Below are 13863 nucleotides of genomic sequence, written 5' to 3'. Positions count from 1 at the left end.
GGGGAGCGTATCGGCAACCGCCGGTCAGCCGGTCAGACGGCCGGGACGCACCGGCCGTCCTCGGTCCGGTAGCGCCACTTCGCACCGTCGCTCACCAGCTCGCGCACGGCGTTGACGAACCGCTCCACGTGCTCGTCCGGCGTGCCCGCGCCGAAGCTGACGCGGATGGCGTTGAGGGACTTCTCGCCGGGCGCGGCCTCGGGGGCGCCGCACTCGCCCTGGGTCTGCGGGTCGCTGCCCAGCAGGGTGCGGACGAGGGGGTGGGCGCAGAAGAGGCCGTCGCGGACGCCGATGCCGTACTCGGCGGAGAGGGCGGCGGCGAAGTGGGAGCTGTTCCAGCCCTCGACCACGAAGGAGATCACGCCGACGCGGGGGGCGTCGTCGCCGAAGAGGGAGAGGACGCGGACCTCGGGGACGTCGGCGAGGCCGCTCCTGACCTTCTCGATCAGGTACTGCTCGCGGGCGACCAGGGTGTCGAAGCCGGCCTCGGACAGCGCCTTGCAGGCGGAGGCGATGGAGTAGGCGCCGATGACGTTCGGGGAGCCGGCCTCGTGGCGGGCCGCGTTCTCGTGCCACTCCACGTCCACGCCGCCGTCCTCACGCCGGGTGACCTTGCGGCTGGCGCCGCCGCCCGCGAGGTAGGGGTCGGCGGCGGTGAGCCAGTCGGCGCGGCCGGCGAGGACGCCGGAGCCGAAGGGGGCGTACAGCTTGTGGCCGGAGAAGGCGACCCAGTCGACGTCGAGGTCGGCGACGGACACCGCGTGGTGCGGGGCGAGTTGGGCGGCGTCGAGGACGATCCGGGCGCCGTGCGCATGGGCGGCGGCGGCCAGCTCGCGCACCGGCCACAGCTCGCCGGTGACGTTGGAGGCGCCGGTCACGCAGACCAGGGCGGGGCCGTAGGGGTCGCGGTCGGCGAGGGCCTGCTCCAGGGTCTGGACGGCCTGCTGGTGGGTGCGGGGCGCGTTGAGGTAGGTGACCCGGGCGTCGCGCCAGGGCAGCAGCGAGGCGTGGTGCTCGGTCTCGAAGACGAAGACCTGGCAGTCGGCGGGCAGCGCGGCGGCGAGCAGGTTGAGGGAGTCGGTGGTGGACCGGGTGAAGACGACCTGGTCACCCTCACGGCAGCCGAGGAAGTCGGCGACGGTCTTCCGGGCGTTCTCGAACAGGTCGGTCGACAGCTGCGACAGGTACCCGGCACCGCGGTGGACGCTGCCGTAGTAGGGCGCGTACGCCGCCACGTCGTCCCAGACCCGCTGGAGGGCCGGCGCGCTGGCCGCGTAGTCGAGGGCCGCGTAGGTGACCTCGCCACCGGTGACGAGCGGGACGGTGACATCCCGGCCCAGAACGGGCAGGGGGGCACAAATGGTCTGGGTGGCGGCAGCGGTGGAGACAGACATGGGGAACTCCCGTGAGAGGGCATGCCGAAGCAGGGCATGCGGGGAAGGGGAAAAGGGTGCGCGGAGGCGGGGCTCGGCAGCCCTATCGCATTCGCTTGCTCACGGAAGACTCCCTCGAACGACCAGGACCCCTGGATTCGAGAGGGGCCCGCGCTTGCCGTAGACCTCGCTGCCTACGGCCTGGTCTTCACCCGGGGCACCCCGCCACGGACGGAGGGTTGCCGGACAGTCGGCCGGGGCCTCATGACTGTCACTCATGACCTGGTACAGGAACGTACGTGATGTGATCGTCGTCCCGCAACCCGTGTCCGGATCGCGGGACGACCATCGACACGACTACCGGTTGCTGGCCGCCACCCAGCGCTCCAGCGTCCGCTTGGCCGCGCCGGAGTCGATGGACTCCGCGGCCTTCGCCATCCCGGCCCGCAGCTGGTCCGCCAGGGACGCCCCGGTCGGCTCCAGCGCGACGAGCGCCGCCGCCGAGTTCAGCAGGACCGCGTCCCGGACCGGACCCGGCTCGCCGTCGAGGAGTCTGCGCGCCACGTCCGCGTTGAACGCCGGGTCACCGCCCCGCAGCGCCTCCACCGGCACCAGTTCGATGCCCACGTCACGCGGGTCGAAGGCCTCCTCGGTGACCTTGCCGTCACGCACCACCCACACCCGGGAGGTGGACGTCGTCGTCAGCTCGTCGAGGCCGTCGTCACCGCGGAAGACCAGCGAGGAGTTGCCGCGCTCGGCGAACACTCCGGCCACGATCGGCGCCATCAGCGGGTCGGCGACGCCCACCGCCTGCGCCCTGACCTTCGCCGGGTTGGTCAGCGGGCCCAGCGCGTTGAACACCGTACGGATGCCCAACTGGCCGCGGGCGGCGCCCGCGTGACGCAGCGCCGGGTGGAACTTGATGGCGAAGCAGAAGGTGATGCCGGCCTCCTCGGCCACCTCGGCCACCCGCTGCGGGGTGAGGTCGAGGTTGACGCCCAGCTTCTCCAGGACGTCCGAGGAACCCGACGCCGACGAGGCCGCCCGGTTGCCGTGCTTGACGACCTTCGCGCCGGTGCCGGCCACGACGAGGGAGGACATCGTGGAGATGTTCACCGTCTTGGCGCCGTCGCCGCCGGTGCCGACGATGTCGACGGTCCGCCCGGACACCTCGATCACGTTGGCGTGCTCGTACATCGCCTGGACCAGCCCGGTGATCTCCTCGACCGTCTCGCCCTTGGCCCGCAGGGCCACCACGAACCCGGCGATCTGCGCGTCCGTCGCCTCGCCGCGCATGATCTGGTCCATCGCCCAGGCGGTGGCGTCGGCGCTCTGGTCGCGGCCGTACAGCAGGGCGTTCAACACCTCGGGCCAGGAACGGCCCGCCGCGGTGTCGCCTCCAGCGGGGGTCACAGCGCTCATACGGCCGCTCCTGGGTGTCGTAAAACGTGCTTCAACAGATGTGTGACCACCCTATCCAGCCCCGGGCACGGAGAAGGGCCCCCGTCCGAAGACCGGACGGGGGCCCTTGCAAGGCGCGTGGCGAGCGCAGCGATCAGTGGTGGCCGTGGCCGCTCGTGATCTCCTTGTACTCCTCGACGGTGGGCTTGGCGATCTGCGACTCGTCGCCGAAGTACGCCTCGCTGAGCTTGACGCGCAGCTTCTCGGAGCCCTTCACCTTGCGCTCGACGCCGTTGTCGTCGACCGTCGGGCCGATCTCCGCCGGCTTGTACTGCTCGTGCGCGGTAAGCGTGTGCAGCGCGTCCTGGCTGAGCGGCTCGTGCACCTCGATGAACTCACCGTGCGGCAGGCGCTTGATGATGCCGGACTCGCGGCCGTGCAGCACCTTGTCCTTGTCGCGGCGCTGGAGGCCGAGGCAGATCCGCTTGGTGATGATGAACGCGACCACCGGAGCGACGAAGAACGCCACTCGGACGAACCAGGTGATCGAGTTGATCGACAGGTGGAAGTGGGTGGCCCAGAGGTCGTTTCCACCACCGACGAGCAGCACCATGTACCAGGTGATCCACGCGACGCCGAAGGCCGTGCGGGTCGGGGCGTTGCGCGGGCGGTCCAGGATGTGGTGCTCGCGCCGGTCGCCGGTGACCCAGGCCTCGATGAACGGGTAGACCGCGATCGAGACCAGGACCAGCGGGAAGATCACCAGCGGGATGAACACACCCAGGACGAGCGTGTGACCCCAGAAGTTGATCTCCCAGCCCGGCATGACACGGATCAGGCCCTCGGAGAAGCCCATGTACCAGTCGGGCTGGGCACCCGTGGACACCATGTCCGGACGGTAGGGGCCCATGGACCAGATCGGGTTGATCGAGGCGATGGCCGCGATGGCCGCGATGACACCGAAGACCAGGAAGAAGAAGCCTCCGGCCTTGGCGGTGTACACCGGGAACAGCGGCATGCCGACGACGTTCTTGTTGGTCTTGCCGGGACCCGCGTACTGCGTGTGCTTGTGGACGAACACCAGGATCAGGTGGCCGACCATGAGGCCGAGCATGATGCCCGGCAGCAGCAGCACGTGGACCGAGTAGAAGCGGGCCACGAAGTCGCCGCCCGGGAACTCCCCGCCGAAGAGGAAGAACGACAGGTACGTGCCGACGATCGGCACGGACAGAACCGCGCCCTCCATGAAGCGGACACCGGTGCCGGAGAGCAGGTCGTCCGGGAGCGAGTAACCGGTGAAGCCGGTGAACATGCCCAGGACGAACAGCAGGAAGCCGAACAGCCAGTTGACCTCACGGGGCTTGCGGAACGCACCCGTGAAGAAGACGCGCATCATGTGCACGAACATGCCGGCGAGGAAGATCAGCGCCGCCCAGTGGTGGATCTGCCGGATCAGCAGACCACCGCGCACATCGAAGGAGATGTGCATGGTCGAGTTGAACGCCTCGGACATCAGCTGTCCCTGCAGCGGGACGTAGCTGCCGTGGTACTCCACCTCGTTCATCGACGGGTGGAAGAACAGCGTCAGATACACACCCGTGAGGATGATGATGATGAAGGCGTACAGGCAGATCTCACCCAGCATGAACGACCAGTGGTCGGGGAAGATCTTGCGCATGTTGGCCTTGGCCAGGGAGTAGATCCCCAGCCGGCCGTCGGCCCAGTCGGCGAGCTTCTCGCCGGCCGGGGCCTGCCCGCGGGCGCGGGACGACTCGTTGTTCTCGTTGGTGCTCATCCGCGCTCCCAGAAGGCAGGACCGACAGGCTCCTCGAAGTCGCCCTGCGCCTCGAGATAGCCCTCGTCGTTCACGGCGATGCGCAGCTGCGGCAGGGCGTGACCGGCGGGGCCGAAGATCACTCGGGCACCGTCGGAGAGGTCGAAGGTGGACTGGTGGCAGGGGCAGAGCACGTGGTGCGTCTGCTGCTCGTACAGCGAGATCGGGCAACCGACGTGGGTGCAGATCTTCGAGTACGCCACGATGCCGTCGTGCGACCACTCGAGCTCGCGCTTGTCCTTGATGTTGTCCGGCTGGATCCGGACGATCATCAGGGCGGCCTTGGCGATCTCGGTCTGGAACTCCTCGTCGTGCTCCTCCAGGCCCTCGGGCTTGGCGAAGGTGAGGGAGCCCACGGCGACGTCGGAGGGACGCAGCGGCTCGTTGGTGTTCATGTTGACGAGCAGCAGGCCCTTGCGCCACATGGTGTGCCGCAGCTTGGTCCCGGGCAGCGGGCCGAGGTCGCGCAGCAGCACGACACCGGCGAGCGGCACCAGGGTGAGCGCGCCGAGCATGGTGTTGCGGATCAGCTTGCGACGGCCGAGCGCGGACTCCTTGGCGCCCTGCTTCCAGTCCTCGAAGACCTTCTCGCGGACCTCGGGCGGCGCCTCGATCGGGTGCCGCTCGTCGACCATCTCCACGTCGGACATCAGGGTGCGGGCCCAGTGGACCGCGCCCGCGCCGATCGCGAAGAGCGCGACGCCGAGCGTCAGACCCAGCGAGAAGTTCAGCGCGTTGATGTGCCCGATCGGGAAGACGTAGATCGCCTTGTCGTGCGGGACACCCACGTACGCGGCGATGAAGCCGATCGTGGCCAGCATCGACACCGTGAACAGCAGCGCCACCGTGCGCTCGGACCGCTTGGCGGCCCGCTCGTCGATGTCCTGGACCCGGTGCTCGTGGGGCGGCAGACCGGGGTCCGCGAAGGGGTCCCGGTCGTCCGCGACGCTCACCGCGCCGTGGTCGTCCTGCTCTGCGGGCAGGTTCTCTTCTGGAATGTCTTGGCTACTCATGACTTCTTGGCCTTTGCGGTCCGAGCGGCGAGCCAGACGGCGATCGCGATCAGGCCACCGAGTCCGAACACCCACGCGAACAGACCCTCGCTGACCGGACCGAGGCCGCCCAGCTCGAGGCCACCGGGGCTCTCGGTGTCGTCACCGTTGACCGCGTCGAGGTACGCGATGATGTCCTTCTTGTTCTGCTCCGACAGCGTGGTGTCGGGGAACGACGGCATGTTCTGCGGGCCGGTCTGCATGGCCTCGTAGATGTGCTTCGGGTCGACGCCCTCAAGGCTCGGCGCGAACTTGCCGTGCGTCAGCGCACCGCCCTTGCCGGTGAAGTTGTGGCACTGCGCGCAGTTGGTGCGGAACAGCTCGCCACCCTTGGCGATGTCCGCCCCGTCCGGGCTGTACTCGTTCTTCGTCGGGACGGCCGGACCGGCGCCCAGGGAGGAGATGTACGCGGCGAGCTGGTCGATCTCGGCCTGTGTGTAGATGACCTTCTTGCGCGGGACCTGTGCGCCCGGCTGCTGGGCCGGCATACGGCCGGTGCCGACCTGGAAGTCCACGGCCGCGGCGCCCACACCCACGAGGCTCGGCCCGTCGGTGGTGCCCTGAGCACCGGTGCCGTGGCAACTGGCACAGCCCACGGCGTAGAGCTTCTTGCCCTCCTCGATGGTGAGGGACTGGGCGGTTTCGTCGGCCTGCGCCTTGTCCGCGGGCGCGAACGCGGCGTACAGCCCCCCAGTGGCCGCCAGCGCGAGGAGTAGGACGACGAGCGCCGCCAGCGGATGGCGTCGTCGTGCGGAGAGCTTTTTCACGGATTACCCCGGTGTCAGGATCTTCTGCGTCGATGCTTCTGGAAATGCGCTTCTCGGGAAGCGCTCGGGAACGGGCCCGACTACTTGATCATGTAGATCGTGGCGAAGAGGCCGATCCAGACGACATCGACGAAGTGCCAGTAGTAGGACACGACGATGGCGGCCGTCGCCTGCTCGTGAGTGAACCTCTTCGCCGCGTAGGTGCGGCCGAGGACCAGCAGGAAGGCGATGAGACCTCCCGTCACGTGCAGGCCGTGGAAGCCGGTGGTCAGGTAGAACACCGAACCGTACGGGTCGGAGGAGAGCGAGAGCCCGTCCTTCTTGACCAGCTCGGTGTACTCGAAGACCTGACCACCGATGAAGATCGCACCCATGATGAAGGTGACGATGAACCAGCCCCGGAGCTTCTTCACGTCACCGCGCTCGGCGGCGAAGACGCCGAGCTGGCAGGTGAGGGAGGAGAGCACCAGGATCGTGGTGTTGGTGGCCGAGAACGGGAAGTTCAGGCTCTCGGCCATTTCCTTCCAGTGATCAGGACCCGTCACCGATCGCAGGGTGAAGTACATCGCGAAGAGGGCCGCGAAGAACATCAGCTCGGAACTCAGCCAGATGATGGTTCCGACGCTGGTGAGGTTCGGCCGATTGACCGACGGGTGCGCGTGCCCGGTTTCTACTGTCGTTGCTGTCGCCACGACCGACATTATGTCGGTCCCTTATCCCGCCCTCACTCCGGGGGGTGCCGTTCGGAGTGTTCGCAGCGTGTGTACTGCCCGGATGGCCCATCGCAGGGGTGTTCCAGCGGGTGTTGACGGGCTGTTCAAGGGAGTAGCATCCGCGGCAACTGTTCTGTCCGTACGACGCTGATGTCACGGAGGAAGCATGCAGGCGACGGCCACGGTGCTGGTCTACAGCGACGACGCCAACACCCGCGAGCAGGTACGGCTCGCGACCGGCCGGCGGCCGGCTCCGGACGTTCCTCAGGTCGAGTTCGTGGAATGTGCCACGCCTGCAGCCGTCCTCAAGGAACTGGACCGCGGCGGGATCGACGTCTGCGTCCTGGACGGCGAGGCCGTACCGATGGGCGGCATGGGGCTGTGCCGGCAGATCAAGGACGAGGTCTTCAACTCCCCGCCGGTGCTGCTGCTGATCGGCCGCCCGCAGGACGCCTGGCTGGCCACCTGGAGCCGTGCCGAGGCCGCGGTGACCCACCCGGTGGACCCGGTGGAGTTCGCGTCGGCGCTGGCCGCCCTGCTGCGGCAGAAGAGCGCGCTGAGCGCCTGAGGGGCCCCAGGGAACCTCTAGACGCTCTCCGGCCGCAGTCGAGCCCGCTGCTCGGCGCTGGGGGCCTCCGGGGTGCCGGCGGTCAGGGCACTGCCGGTGCGCCACTTCTTCCACTTGAGGTTCCAGTCACCGAAGCCGTTGCCGAAGGTCTCCATGGTGTCGCCGTAGGAGTTCACGACCTTGACGACGTCACCCTCGTGGACGGTGTCGAAGAACCACTCGGCGTCACCGGTGCTCATGCCGGTGCAGCCGTGGCTGACGTTCTCGTAGCCCTGGGAGCCGACGGACCAGGGGGCGGCGTGCACGTACTCGCCGCTCCAGGTGACCCGGGTCGCGTAGTAGACCGGCAGGTCGTACGACTCCGAGGAGCCCTCGGCGATGCCGATGCTGGTGCCGCGCATCCGTACGAAGTACTCCTTGCCGAGTACGACCTTGACGCCGTTGCGGGTCTCGAAGCCGGGCTTGCCGGTGGTGACGGGGAGCTCGTTGATGACCTCGCCGTTCTTGTAGACCTTCATGGAGTGGGCCGAGGCGTCCGTGACCGCGATGATGCGGTCGCCGGTGGTCAGCTTGAGGGGCTTCGTCCGGCCGCCCCACAGGCGATCGCTGATCTTGACTCCGTCCAGGTTGCTGCGCACCTGGATCGTGGCGTGGGCGGGCCAGTACTCCTTGGGGCGGTAGTGGAGTTCCTTGTCGTCCACCCAGTACCAGGCGCCCTCTGTGGCGGGCATCGAGTCGACCTTGAGGGCGCGCTCGACGACGGCCCGCTGGGCCTTGTCCTTGACGGGCTTGTTCAGTTCGGCCGTGATGGGCTGACCGACGCCGTACTTGCCCGCCTTGGGGCCGAAGGTGACCTTCAGGCGCTTCTTGGTGGTGGGCTTGCCGGTGTCGAAGGCGAGGACCCGGCGGCCGGGTGCCCCGTCCTCGTCCTCGGTGCTCACCCGGACCGTGTAGTGGGCGCTGGCGGCCAGTGGAGAGGTGCTGTGCCACCGGATGCCGTCGGCGGAGAGTTCGCCCGCCACATGGCGTCCCGTGGCGTCCAGTGCCGTGACGTCCGTGATGCGGCCGTCGTCGTCCTCGGCGGTGACCTCCAGGGGCTTGTCCGGGTCGGCCTTCTTGCCGTCGCCGGAGGGGCCGTTGAAGGAGATCTGGTCCGCCGCGTCGTACGGCGCCGCCGACAGCGGGTTGCCGTCGCTGCTGCAGGCGGTGGCGCCCGCGGTGAGGGCGAGCACCAGCAGGGTGCAGGAGAGAACGGTGCGCGTGCGGGGAGTGTGGCTCATGCACCTCACGCTAGGAACGTTCGTCAACTGTGGCGCGCTGAGTAACTCGGACGAGGGACACGTACTGCTGCATCCGGCGAACGGAACTGCTGCAAAAGCGGGAGCCCGGACTCTCCTGACGGAGTGTCCGGGCTCTCGTTGAGCTCAGCTCGTGCTACTGGGTGCGGTTCTCACCGCGGTAGTACTCGAAGACCCAGCCCCACAGGCCGACCAGGATCAGCGGCGCGGAGAAGTACATCAGCCACCAGCCGATCGCGATCGACAGGAAGGCGAGCGCGCCACCGACCGCGAGGGACAGCGGCTGCCAGCTGTGCGGGCTGAAGAACCCGACCTCGCCGGCGTCGTCCGCGACATCCGCCTCCTTGTTGTCCTGCGCACCCGCGTCGACCCGCCGGGCGGTGAAGCCCAGGTAGAAGCCGATCATGATGCACAGGCCGAAGGCCAGGAAGAGGGCCGTGGTACCGGCGGGCTCCTTCGACCAAACGCCATAAACAACCGCCATGGCGAGGACGAAGACGCTCAGCCACATGAACATCTTGCCCTGGATCTTCACTTGCCGGCCTCCTTGCCGCCCGCGAGAGCCTTCTCACCGTGAGGTGCGTTCTCGAGCTGGTCGAGAGCGGCGATCTCCGGGTGGTGCAGGTCGAACGCCGGGGATTCGCTGCGGATCCGCGGCAGGGTGAGGAAGTTGTGCCGCGGCGGCGGGCAGGACGTCGCCCACTCGAGCGAGCGGCCGTAGCCCCACGGGTCGTCGACGCCGACGGGCTTGCCGTACTTGGCGGTCTTCCACACGTTGTAGAGGAACGGCAGGATCGACGCGCCGAGGACGAACGAGCTGATCGTCGAGATCGTGTTCAGGGCGGTGAAGCCGTCAGCCGCCAGATAGTCGGCGTAACGACGCGGCATGCCCTCCGCGCCCAGCCAGTGCTGGACGAGGAACGTGCCGTGGAAGCCGATGAACAGCGTCCAGAACGTGATCTTGCCGAGGCGCTCGTCGAGCATCTTGCCGGTCATCTTCGGCCACCAGAAGTGGAAGCCGGAGAACATCGCGAAGACGACGGTGCCGAAGACGACGTAGTGGAAGTGCGCCACCACGAAGTACGAGTCGGACACATGGAAGTCCATCGGCGGCGAGGCCAGGATGACACCGGTCAGACCACCGAAGGTGAAGGTGATCAGGAAGCCGGTGGCCCAGAGCATCGGGGTCTCGAAACTCAAGGACCCCTTCCACATCGTTCCGATCCAGTTGAAGAACTTCACGCCCGTTGGCACGGCGATGAGGAACGTCATGAAGGAGAAGAACGGGAGCAGGACTCCGCCGGTGACGTACATGTGGTGGGCCCACACGGTCACGGACAGGCCGGCGATAGCGATGGTGGCGCCGATCAGGCCCATGTAGCCGAACATCGGCTTGCGGGAGAAGACCGGGATGACCTCGGAGATGATGCCGAAGAACGGTAGCGCGATGATGTACACCTCTGGATGGCCGAAGAACCAGAAGAGGTGTTGCCATAGCAGCGCCCCGCCGTTGGCGGAGTCGAAGACGTGCGCACCGAACTTGCGGTCCGCCTCCAGGGCGAACAGCGCGGCAGCCAGGACCGGGAAGGCGAGCAGGACCAGGACGGCGGTCAGCAGCACGTTCCACACGAAGATCGGCATGCGGAACATGGTCATGCCCGGCGCGCGCATGCAGATGATGGTGGTGATGAAGTTGACCGAGCCGAGGATGGTGCCGAAGCCGGAGAAGGCCAGACCCATGATCCACATGTCGGCGCCGATGCCCGGCGAGCGGACCGCGTCCGAGAGCGGGCTGTAGGCGAACCAGCCGAAGTCGGCCGCGCCCTGCGGGGTGAGGAAGCCGCCGACCGCGATCAGCGAGCCGAACAGGTACAGCCAGTAGGCGAACATGTTCAGCCGCGGGAAGGCGACGTCGGGGGCGCCGATCTGGAGCGGCATGATCCAGTTCGCGAAGCCGGCGAACAGCGGCGTCGCGAACATCAGCAGCATGATCGTGCCGTGCATCGTGAACGCCTGGTTGAACTGCTCGTTCGACATGATCTGCAGACCAGGCCGGGCGAGCTCGGCGCGCATGAGCAGCGCCATCACGCCACCGATGCAGAAGAACGCGAACGACGTGACGAGGTACAGCGTTCCGATCGTCTTGTGGTCAGTGGTGGTGAGCCACTTGATCACGACGTTGCCGGGCTGCTTGCGCCGAACCGGCAGCTCGTCTGAGTAGTGTCCCTCAGCTGCCGCGGCACCCTGGGGTTCGTTGAGGATGCTCACAGGTTGTTCGTCTCCCGGTTCTTCTCGTGGGCGGTCTGCTCGATGCCCGCGGGAACGTAACCGGTCTGCCCCTTCTTGGCGAGGTCCTTGAGGTGCTGCTCGTAGCGCTCGGGGGAGACGACCTTCACGTTGAACAGCATCCGGGAGTGGTCGACGCCGCAGAGCTCGGCGCACTTGCCGAGGAAGGTGCCCTCCTTGTTGGGGGTCACCTGGAAGGAGTTGGTGTGGCCCGGGATGACGTCCTGCTTCATCAGGAACGGCACCACCCAGAAGGAGTGGATGACGTCACGCGAGGTCAGGACGAAGCGGACCGTCTTGCCCTTGGGCAGCCACAGCGTGGGGCCGGGGTTGTTGGTCTGCGGGTTGCGCGTACCGGGCGTACCGACGTCGTAGACACCGCCGGCGTTCGCCGGGAAGTCGTCCTTGAACCGGTCCGGAATGGCGTCCAGGTTCTTGTCCGTCTTCGCGTCGCCGGAGGAACCGTCGACGTTCTCGATGTAGTTGAAGCCCCAGCTCCACTGGAAGCCGACCACGTTGACCGTGACGTCGGGCTTCTTGTCGAGGCTGAGGAGCTTCGACTCGTCGCGGGCCGTGAAGTAGAACAGCACCGAGACGATGATGAGCGGGACCACGGTGTACAGCGCCTCGATGGGCATGTTGTACCGGGTCTGCGGAGGAACTTCGACCTTCGTGCGGCTGCGCCGGTGGAAGAAAGCACTCCACAGGATCAGGCCCCACACCAGCACGCCGGTGGCCAGCGCGGCAGCCCAGGAGCCCTGCCACAGGGAGAGGATCCGCGGAGCCTCTTCCGTGGTCGGGGTGGGCATACCAAGGCGGGGGAAGTCCTTGTATGTGCAACCGGTGGCGGTCGCCAGGACCAGGCCCGCGGTCATTGCCTGCAGCAGCTTCCGCCGCATCGGGCGCCGCGGCGAGCGGTCGGAGCCGTTGGGACTCACGTAGCGCCTTCCCGAGAGTCTCGCCCGCGCGTGTTGGCTGCGGCCTGCCTGCTTCGGTGGTCGGTCGCCGCCCTGCGTCGGGCAGGGGTTTGGATGTTTATGCGGACCAAACCCTAGCCCACGCTCTTCGAGGGTTCGCGGGGAGGGGTGCCTACGGGGTTGGGGGTTCGCTGGATTGGCGGCTGCGGGTACGTTGTGGCTGGTCGCGCCCCGCGGCGGAGCCGCAATCAGATACAGCCCCGCGCCCCTGGCGAGCTAGCGTTGCCCTGTGTCTTATTTCGACGCTGCATCCAGTGTTCCTCTCCATCCCGTAGCCCGTCAGGCGCTGTTGGCCTCGCTTGACGAGGGGTGGGCCGACCCTGCGCGGCTCTACCGGGAAGGGCGGCGGGCTCGGATGTTGCTCGATGCCGCTCGGGAGGCCGCTGCTGAGGCTGTGGGGTGCCGGGCTGACGAACTCAGGTTCACGCCGTCCGGAACTCATGCCGTGCACGCCGGTATCGCGGGGGCGTTGGGTGGGCGGCGGCGCGTGGGACGTCACCTGATCGTGTCAGCGGTTGAACACTCCTCCGTGCTCCATTCGGCCGAAGCGCAGGAAAAGGAGGGCGGTTCGGTCACTCGAGTGAGTGTCGAGCGGTCCGCAAGGGTGGACCCTTCGGCCTACGCCGACGCGCTTCGGCAGGACACCGCGGTGGCGTGTCTTCAGTCGGCCAACCATGAGGTGGGGACCGAGCAGCCGGTGGCCGAGGTCGCCGAGGTGTGCCGGGCGGCCGGGGTGCCGTTGTTCGTCGACGCGGCCCAGTCGCTCGGATGGGGGGCGGTCGAGGGTGACTGGTCGCTCCTGGCCGCCAGCGCGCACAAATGGGGTGGACCCGCCGGAGTCGGGCTGCTGGTGGTGCGGAAAGGGGTGCGGTTCGCCGCTCAAGGGCCGGTGGACGAACGGGGATACGGCTTCGAGAACCTCCCCGCGATCGTCGCGGCGGCGGCCTCGCTGCGAGCGGTGCGGGCCGAGGCCGCTCAAGAGGCGGTACGGCTGCGGGAGCTGACGGAGCGGATCCGGGCGCGGGTGCCGGAGCTGGTCGCGGACGTGGAGGTGGTCGGCGATCCGGAGCGGCGGCTGCCGGGGATCGTCACCTTCTCCTGTCTCTACGTCGACGGGGAGACGCTGCTGCACGAGCTGGACCGGGAGGGATTCTCCGTTTCCTCCGGTTCGTCCTGCACCAGCAGCACGCTGACGCCCAGCCATGTACTGAAGGCGATGGGGGTGCTGAGTGAGGGGAATGTGCGGATCTCGCTGCCGGCCGGGACCGCGGCGGAGGACGTGGAGAGGTTTCTCGCCGTGCTGCCGGGCGTGGTGAACGGCGTACGGGAGAAGCTGGGCGCGCCGACGCCGTCAGCGGTGGTGCGCGAGGACGAGCTGGTCGTCGACGCCCTCGGCAAGCGCTGCCCGATCCCGGTCATCGAGCTGGCGAAGGTCATCGGCGAGGTGCCGGTGGGCGGGCTCGTGCGGGTGCTGTCGGACGACGAGGCCGCCCGCCTCGACATCCCGGCGTGGTGCGAGATGCGGGAACAGGAGTACGTGGGTGAGGAACCGGCGGACAAGGGGACGGCTTATCTCGTCCGCCGGACCTCCTAA

The 13863-nt window shown here is 67.9% G+C and carries 12 protein-coding genes and 1 riboswitch; of the genes, 2 read left to right on the top strand and 10 right to left on the bottom strand.

Going from position 1 to position 13863, the window contains the following annotated elements:
• Positions 1 to 32 precede the first annotated feature (32 nt).
• The 6 genes from OG885_RS32555 to OG885_RS32530 form a co-directional block, all read right to left on the bottom strand.
• Positions 33 to 1394, bottom strand: coding sequence for an aminotransferase class V-fold PLP-dependent enzyme (locus OG885_RS32555; protein WP_405737821.1), 1362 nt, complete (start codon positions 1392 to 1394; stop codon positions 33 to 35).
• 145 nt (positions 1395 to 1539) lie between these two features.
• Positions 1540 to 1656, bottom strand: a riboswitch (SAM riboswitch).
• Between the two features lie 74 nt (positions 1657 to 1730).
• The gene (gene trpD / locus OG885_RS32550) at positions 1731 to 2795 is read right to left on the bottom strand and encodes an anthranilate phosphoribosyltransferase (protein WP_405737820.1); all 1065 of its coding nucleotides are present in this window, start codon (positions 2793 to 2795) and stop codon (positions 1731 to 1733) included.
• 133 nt (positions 2796 to 2928) lie between these two features.
• On the bottom strand, positions 2929 to 4569 hold the full coding sequence (locus OG885_RS32545) for a cytochrome bc complex cytochrome b subunit (protein ID WP_405737819.1): 1641 nt from the start codon (positions 4567 to 4569) through the stop codon (positions 2929 to 2931).
• Complete coding sequence (locus OG885_RS32540; RefSeq protein WP_399959405.1) at positions 4566 to 5621, bottom strand: Rieske 2Fe-2S domain-containing protein; 1056 nt, start codon at positions 5619 to 5621, stop codon at positions 4566 to 4568. Before OG885_RS32540 ends, OG885_RS32545 begins: the two co-directional genes overlap by 4 nt.
• Positions 5618 to 6427 carry a c-type cytochrome gene (locus tag OG885_RS32535; protein WP_399959407.1) on the bottom strand — a complete coding sequence of 270 codons (810 nt, stop codon included), beginning with the start codon at positions 6425 to 6427 and terminating at the stop codon, positions 5618 to 5620. The genes OG885_RS32540 and OG885_RS32535 overlap by 4 nt, the downstream gene beginning before the upstream one ends.
• An 80-nt stretch (positions 6428 to 6507) precedes the next feature.
• A complete protein-coding gene (locus OG885_RS32530; protein WP_079308715.1) occupies positions 6508 to 7128 on the bottom strand; it encodes a heme-copper oxidase subunit III in 621 nt (206 codons plus the stop codon).
• A gap of 178 nt (positions 7129 to 7306) precedes the next feature.
• On the opposite strand from OG885_RS32530, the gene OG885_RS32525 reads away from it, so the two are divergent.
• On the top strand, positions 7307 to 7708 hold the full coding sequence (locus tag OG885_RS32525; RefSeq protein ID WP_329340052.1) for a hypothetical protein: 402 nt from the start codon (positions 7307 to 7309) through the stop codon (positions 7706 to 7708).
• A gap of 17 nt (positions 7709 to 7725) precedes the next feature.
• Here OG885_RS32525 and OG885_RS32520 read toward each other — a convergent pair whose 3' ends face one another.
• The 4 genes from OG885_RS32520 to coxB all read right to left on the bottom strand — a co-directional run bounded on the left by OG885_RS32520 (position 7726) and on the right by coxB (position 12230).
• Positions 7726 to 8988: an Ig-like domain-containing protein gene (locus OG885_RS32520; protein WP_405737818.1), complete on the bottom strand. Its 1263-nt coding sequence runs from the start codon at positions 8986 to 8988 to the stop codon at positions 7726 to 7728.
• 154 nt (positions 8989 to 9142) lie between these two features.
• Complete coding sequence (locus tag OG885_RS32515; protein WP_399959411.1) at positions 9143 to 9541, bottom strand: cytochrome c oxidase subunit 4; 399 nt, start codon at positions 9539 to 9541, stop codon at positions 9143 to 9145.
• On the bottom strand, positions 9538 to 11274 hold the full coding sequence (gene ctaD, locus OG885_RS32510; RefSeq protein WP_405737817.1) for a cytochrome c oxidase subunit I: 1737 nt from the start codon (positions 11272 to 11274) through the stop codon (positions 9538 to 9540). The genes OG885_RS32515 and ctaD overlap by 4 nt, the downstream gene beginning before the upstream one ends.
• Positions 11271 to 12230: a cytochrome c oxidase subunit II gene (coxB, locus tag OG885_RS32505; RefSeq protein WP_399965646.1), complete on the bottom strand. Its 960-nt coding sequence runs from the start codon at positions 12228 to 12230 to the stop codon at positions 11271 to 11273. The genes ctaD and coxB overlap by 4 nt, the downstream gene beginning before the upstream one ends.
• A gap of 268 nt (positions 12231 to 12498) precedes the next feature.
• On the opposite strand from coxB, the gene OG885_RS32500 reads away from it, so the two are divergent.
• On the top strand, positions 12499 to 13863 hold the full coding sequence (locus tag OG885_RS32500; RefSeq protein WP_405737816.1) for a cysteine desulfurase/sulfurtransferase TusA family protein: 1365 nt from the start codon (positions 12499 to 12501) through the stop codon (positions 13861 to 13863).

Source organism: Streptomyces sp. NBC_00028 (assembly GCF_045041065.1).
Taxonomy (GTDB): Bacteria; Actinomycetota; Actinomycetes; order Streptomycetales; family Streptomycetaceae; genus Streptomyces.
This window is presented reverse-complemented; position numbering and strand designations above follow the sequence as displayed.

Bases quoted from the DNA above. Each gene is read 5' to 3' on its own strand.
- OG885_RS32555 (WP_405737821.1), bottom strand. From the start codon at position 1,394: ATGTCTGTCTCCACCGCTGCCGCCACCCAGACCATTTGTGCCCCCCTG.
- OG885_RS32530 (WP_079308715.1), bottom strand. From the start codon at position 7,128: ATGTCGGTCGTGGCGACAGCAACGACAGTAGAAACCGGGCACGCGCAC.
- OG885_RS32540 (WP_399959405.1), bottom strand. From the start codon at position 5,621: ATGAGTAGCCAAGACATTCCAGAAGAGAACCTGCCCGCAGAGCAGGAC.
- OG885_RS32545 (WP_405737819.1), bottom strand. From the start codon at position 4,569: ATGAGCACCAACGAGAACAACGAGTCGTCCCGCGCCCGCGGGCAGGCC.
- OG885_RS32520 (WP_405737818.1), bottom strand. From the start codon at position 8,988: ATGAGCCACACTCCCCGCACGCGCACCGTTCTCTCCTGCACCCTGCTG.
- trpD (WP_405737820.1), bottom strand. From the start codon at position 2,795: ATGAGCGCTGTGACCCCCGCTGGAGGCGACACCGCGGCGGGCCGTTCC.
- OG885_RS32525 (WP_329340052.1), top strand. From the start codon at position 7,307: ATGCAGGCGACGGCCACGGTGCTGGTCTACAGCGACGACGCCAACACC.